The organism is Acidovorax sp. (genome assembly GCF_046314175.1).
Classification (GTDB): Bacteria; Pseudomonadota; Gammaproteobacteria; order Burkholderiales; family Burkholderiaceae_C; genus Acidovorax.
In genome coordinates, this window is the sequence record NZ_JBKBXG010000168.1 from 1 (window position 1) to 5,037 (window position 5,037).

Here is a 5,037-nt window from a genome sequence, read left to right on the forward strand (position 1 = left end):
TCAACGAGGATGAGAACCGCCATCTGTCACGGCGCCGGGGCTACACCGAGTTCATCAGCGTGGGGCGCAAGTGGCGCAGACGCGGTCTTGCAAGGGCATTGATCGCCCGCAGCCTCCGCCTATTGGCCGACGAAGGGATGGCCGAGTCGGCGCTGGCGGTGGACGGTGAGAACCTGACGGGCGCTAATCGTGTGTATGCGGACTGCGGCTTTCAGGTGGTCAAGCGCAACACGATTTACCGCAAGCCGCTGGAGGTGCCCAAGCTGTAGTCGCGGCGTGCGTTGGCTCCGGAATCACCTGTCGCGTGGATGCTGCAGTTCAGCGACACCCAGGGGCACAGGCATAGGTCTTAGGCTGCGCTTAAGCCTTGCCCTCGGACAATCTGGCGCAAAGAGGGCATCTATGAAGCAAACAATAAACAACAGCCATCGCATTGCCATCTGGGCGACGTGCTTGGCCTCTGCGGCAGGGAGTTCGTCATGGGCGCAGGGTACGCCGGAGGGAACGGGCGGCGCTACGCCATCGCTTGATGGCGTCACGGTCACGGCACGCAGGTCGTTGGAGCAGCGTTTTTTTGCAGCCGGGTCGCTGGTGGTGGTGGACCGCAGCGACATCGAGCAAATGGGCGCGTTCTCGGTGGCCGATGTTCTGCGCCAGCTGCCAGGCGTGCAGGTGACGCCAAGTGCTGACGGCAGCGTGGAGATCCGCATGCGCGGCATGGAGCGCGGTGCCACGCAGTTGCTCATCGATGGCCAGCGCGTGGGCGGCAAGCGCACGCAGCTGCCCATTGACCAGCTGCCGCCCGAGCTGATCGAACGCATCGAGGTGGTGCGTGCGCCAAGCGCAGAGTTCTCGGGCGCCACGGGCGGCACGCTCAACATCGTGTTGCGCCAGGCCACCGTGAAGCGTGAAACCACGCTGCGCCTGACCGACAACCACGTGTGGGGCCGCAATGCGGGGCAGGCGTTTTTCTCGCGCACCGGCCCCTTGGGGCCAACTTCCACGGGCGCCGACGAGCCTCGCGAAGCGGAGGCCAGCCAGCCCTGGTCGTACTTCGTCGCTGCGTCTGCAACAGGCCTGCTGCTGGGTTCAGACACGCACCGCAGCACGCAGCGTGACGGGGCTGACGTGGCGCAGTCCGACACCAGCGCCCGCTACAAGCGCACCGACTACGCGCTGGTGCCGCGCATCAGCGGGAAGCTGGGGGCGGCAGACCAGGTGACGCTGCGGGCAACCCTCAGCAAGGCTGACTTTGGCGGCACAGCCGACAGCGTGGGCAGTGGCGATGGCACATATGCCCTGAACTCGCAGGAGTCGCACCAGTACGACCGTCGCTATCTGCAAGCAGCCGCCGACTGGACACACCGCTTTGCTGCCAGCAAGCTCGAAACCACGCTGACCGCCAGCCGGGCCAGCGACACCGTGGACCGCAGAGGAGATCTGTTGCGCAACATTGGCGCGGGCGGTGCAGTGGTCACCGACAGCTACAGCTTTGTGGACGACCGGCGCGAGGATGTCTGGAGCCTCAGCAGCAAGCTCACCGGCACGGCCGATGCACTGCTGTGGAGTGCCGGGGCGCAATTTGAAGACCGCAAACTCTTCGTCAGCACCACCGCGAGCGGCGCCCTGCCGGTGAACTCGGGCCTGGACGCTGGCATCCGCCGGTGGGTGGTCTGGGGGCAGAACGAATGGGAGCTGCCGGCCAGCACCACGCTCACGCTGGGCCTGCGCGGCGAGCGTGTGGAGCTGAACGGGGGAAGCTCGGCAGTGGCGGGCAGCAAGCAGTGGAACATCCTCCAGCCATCGCTGCACACCCGCACGCCGTTGTCCGACGACCTGCAGTGGCGTGTGAACCTCGCCCGCGTCACCCAGCTGCCGCGCGTGTGGGACTTGGTGGACCGGGTCATCCCCAGTCAGGGCAGCAACAGCCTGGGCAACCCCGACACCATCGGCAACCCCAACCTGCGCCCGCAGGTGGCCTGGACGCTGGACACCGGCTTCGAGCGGCGCCTGGCCAGCGGCCACGCAGGCCTGAACCTGTTTGTGCGGCAGATGAGCGATGTGCTGGCGCCCACGCTGGCATTGAACGGATCGCGATGGGTAGAGCAACGTGCGAACGTGGGCGACGCGATGGTCTGGGGCCTGGAGGCCGATGCGCGCACGGGGCTGGCGTGGCTGGGCCTGGGGCATGACTGGACGCTGTCGGCCAATGCCAGCCTGCTGCAGTCGCGCATGACCAGCGGGCCCAATGAAGGGCGTCGCATTCCCGGGCAGGCCCGCTACTTGGCCACACTGACCGCTGCCAAGCCCATGCCACGTGGCGGCGGTTGGTACGGCGGCACCACGTTGACCATGACGGGGCGCGCCGACCAGGACATCAACGCCGCGCTGACCGGCCAGAACCGCGCGAGCGCCATGCTGGACTTTTACGTGGGTCAGCTGGTGCGCGGACTGGGGTATTGGCGGCTGGGGGTATACAACGTGGGCGACGCGCATTTCCGCCGAGATCGCGTGGATGCGTCGGGTGCGGTGCCCCTGGTCAGTCGTAGCAGCATGCAGTGGACGCCACGCGCATACCTCACGGTGGGGACGCAGTTTTGATGTTTGTGCAGGGCGGCGCGGAGGCGTCTGTATCTGTATTGGCACTCAGTCAAACCGCTTAGTCAGTGAGAAAGGTCAGTATGAAAGCAGGAATCGGAGTTGCAGGCGCGTTTGGCCACGTTGCAAAGCTGGTTGCGACAGCGTCACTGTGCGGCGCCTTGGCAGCGAATGCCGTTGCCGCACCGCCTGCCCCGGCGGCGGCGGGCGGCACCGGCGCCGCGACCGTGGAGCCGGTGTACACGCGGGCGCGGCTGGTATCCGTAGACAAGGAATCGGACGGCCGCATTCTCGTGCGTTTGAAGTTGCTACCGCGTTCCAAGATTCCGTTTTCCACGCTGACGTTTGTGGTGCGCGACAAGGCACTTCTGGCCGACATTCCGGAAGGTGCCTGGGTCAAGTTCCAAGCCCGGTCTGAGGATGGTGTGAATGTGTTGACCTCCATCCATGTCGTGGAAGAATGCCGACGGTTTCAGCCCTGCGATTGACGATAGGCCTGCAAACGGTGCTGGTTACTGCTCCATTTTTACAAGGGTTGTCCATGTTCAGTTTTCGTCTCAGGCTTGCATTTCAAAAGCCTTTGCAAAATGCCCGGGCCGCCGCTTTTTTTGGGCTTCAGATCATCTTGTGTGGACCGTCCGTGGCGCAGCAGCCTGACCCCGTTCCGGCAACCATCACCGCATGGCCGAGTTACATGCCCGATTTGGTCGCTGGCTTTTCGGAGAGCTCGGTCGCGGCAGTTTTACCGGCCGACGTCGCGATCACCCTTCCAGATGCATCGCTGCCCGTGGACAAGGCCCGCTGGAGCGGTGTCTGGCAGGGGTGGGCCTGCATTTTCCGAGCGTGCGATATCAGCGTTGCTATCGAATCCGTCACCGCGACCGGTGCCACCGTCGTATATGCCGGCGTCAGCGATCAACAACCCCAGTTGACCGGCCGTTCGCAGGGAAGCTTCGTTGGCAATGAATTGCACGCGCGGCTTCATACCGGTGCGCGGTTGGTGCTTCGTCTGCGAGAGGGGGCAGCCGGTGAAATGGAGATGTCTGTTTGGCGCGCAGGGGCGCAGCTGCTTTTTGCGGGCGTGCTGAGCACTAGGGGGGTACCGGTTTACACGCGTCGGGTGGAGCGTATTCCGACCCCTTGGAAAGATGCTGATGGCCGAACTCAGACCCTTGAGGCTGTGGCGTATCGCCCCATAGGTGTGGAAGGCCCGTTGCCCACGCTCGTCTTCAACCATGGCTCTACGGGCGTTGGCAATCGCCCCAGCTGGTTTACGCACACCTGGACCAGCCCTGAGGTGGCGCAGCATTTCACCTCCAAGGGTTGGCAGGTCGTGTTCCCGCAACGCCGGGGGCGTGGCAAGTCTGATGGCTTGTACGACGAAGGTTTTGGTGCCAACCGTGCGGCGGGTTACACCTGCGAGCCCGAACAATCACTGAAGGGGCTGGACCGAGCGCTGGCCGACATGGATGTGGTAATGGAGCATGTGCAGAAACGCCCTGATGTCGACAAGGCGCGTTTGCTGATCGGCGGGGTGTCGCGCGGCGGCCTGCTGTCGGTCGCGTATGCGGGTACCCGGCCAGACATGTTCCTGGGCGTCGTGAATTTTGTGGGCGGCTGGTTGGGCGAAGCTTGCCAAGAGGCTGCGCTTATCAATCGCACTGGATTTGTGCGAGGCGCCGCCATGCAACGGCCAACATTGTGGCTGTATGGAGAGCGTGATTCCTACTATTCGCTCGCACACAGTCGCGCAAGCTTCGAAGCGTTTCGCGCGGCGGGTGGGCGGGGGAAGATGGTTAGCTATACGCTGCAGCCTAGGCAGAACGGCCACGGTATCGATAGCTTGCCTGCTTTGTGGAAGTCAGAGTTGGACGGTTACCTTTCGCAGATTCTTGCGGGACCCAATCGGTAGGCGCGACCGCGATAACCAACTCTTCCAAGCTCACGGCAAGCGCTCCGACCCCGGAGCCACGGTTATCCGATTAGCCGTACAGCCGCCCTTCGCGCAGCGCCTCCAGCGCATGGCTCAGGTTCGTGCGCGCCTGCGCTTCGTACCGTTGGTAAAACAGTTCCGTGCCGTAAATGCGCGGCCGGTCCAGAAACCCCTGCAACACCGCACTGCGCCCCGCCACATAACGCGGCCAGCGCACAAAAAAGTATTCGCGCCGCACATTGCGTTCGAACTGGCGGTACACCGCGTCGCTCTGGCCGAGGATGGACAGGTCGATGTCGACCACCCACTGTGCATCGCCGGTGAGTGGGCCGGGGGTGTGGCGGGTGTCGAGGATGTGCTGGTGCACGGTTTGCGCCAGCGTGGGGGGTAGGCCCTGGCCCAGGATGAAGCGGCTTGCCCAGTCGGCGCTGCGCTCTTCGTTGTGTTTGCTCCACGGCCAGTAAATGGCATCGTGATACCACAGGGCCAGCGCAACAGCGTGGGGG

Annotated in this window: 5 protein-coding genes; 4 read left to right on the plus strand and 1 reads right to left on the minus strand. The window is 64.2% G+C overall.

The window, feature by feature from the left end; genetic code table 11:
* From ACK4OE_RS25090 to ACK4OE_RS25105, 4 genes are all read left to right on the plus strand, one after another.
* The coding region (locus ACK4OE_RS25090) for a GNAT family N-acetyltransferase (RefSeq protein ID WP_409889144.1) at positions 1-269 on the plus strand (269 nt) is incomplete at its 5' end.
* A gap of 133 nt (positions 270-402) precedes the next feature.
* The gene (locus ACK4OE_RS25095; protein WP_409889145.1) at positions 403-2,601 is read left to right on the plus strand and encodes a TonB-dependent receptor plug domain-containing protein; all 2,199 of its coding nucleotides are present in this window, start codon (positions 403-405) and stop codon (positions 2,599-2,601) included.
* A gap of 80 nt (positions 2,602-2,681) precedes the next feature.
* The gene (locus ACK4OE_RS25100) at positions 2,682-3,086 is read left to right on the plus strand and encodes a hypothetical protein (protein ID WP_409889146.1); all 405 of its coding nucleotides are present in this window, start codon (positions 2,682-2,684) and stop codon (positions 3,084-3,086) included.
* On the plus strand, positions 3,059-4,510 hold the full coding sequence (locus tag ACK4OE_RS25105; protein ID WP_409889147.1) for an alpha/beta hydrolase family protein: 1,452 nt from the start codon (positions 3,059-3,061) through the stop codon (positions 4,508-4,510). Before ACK4OE_RS25100 ends, ACK4OE_RS25105 begins: the two co-directional genes overlap by 28 nt.
* Before the next feature lie 70 nt (positions 4,511-4,580).
* Here ACK4OE_RS25105 and ACK4OE_RS25110 read toward each other — a convergent pair.
* Positions 4,581-5,037 (minus strand): hypothetical protein (locus tag ACK4OE_RS25110; RefSeq protein ID WP_409889148.1); only part of this gene is annotated, 457 nt, incomplete at its 5' end.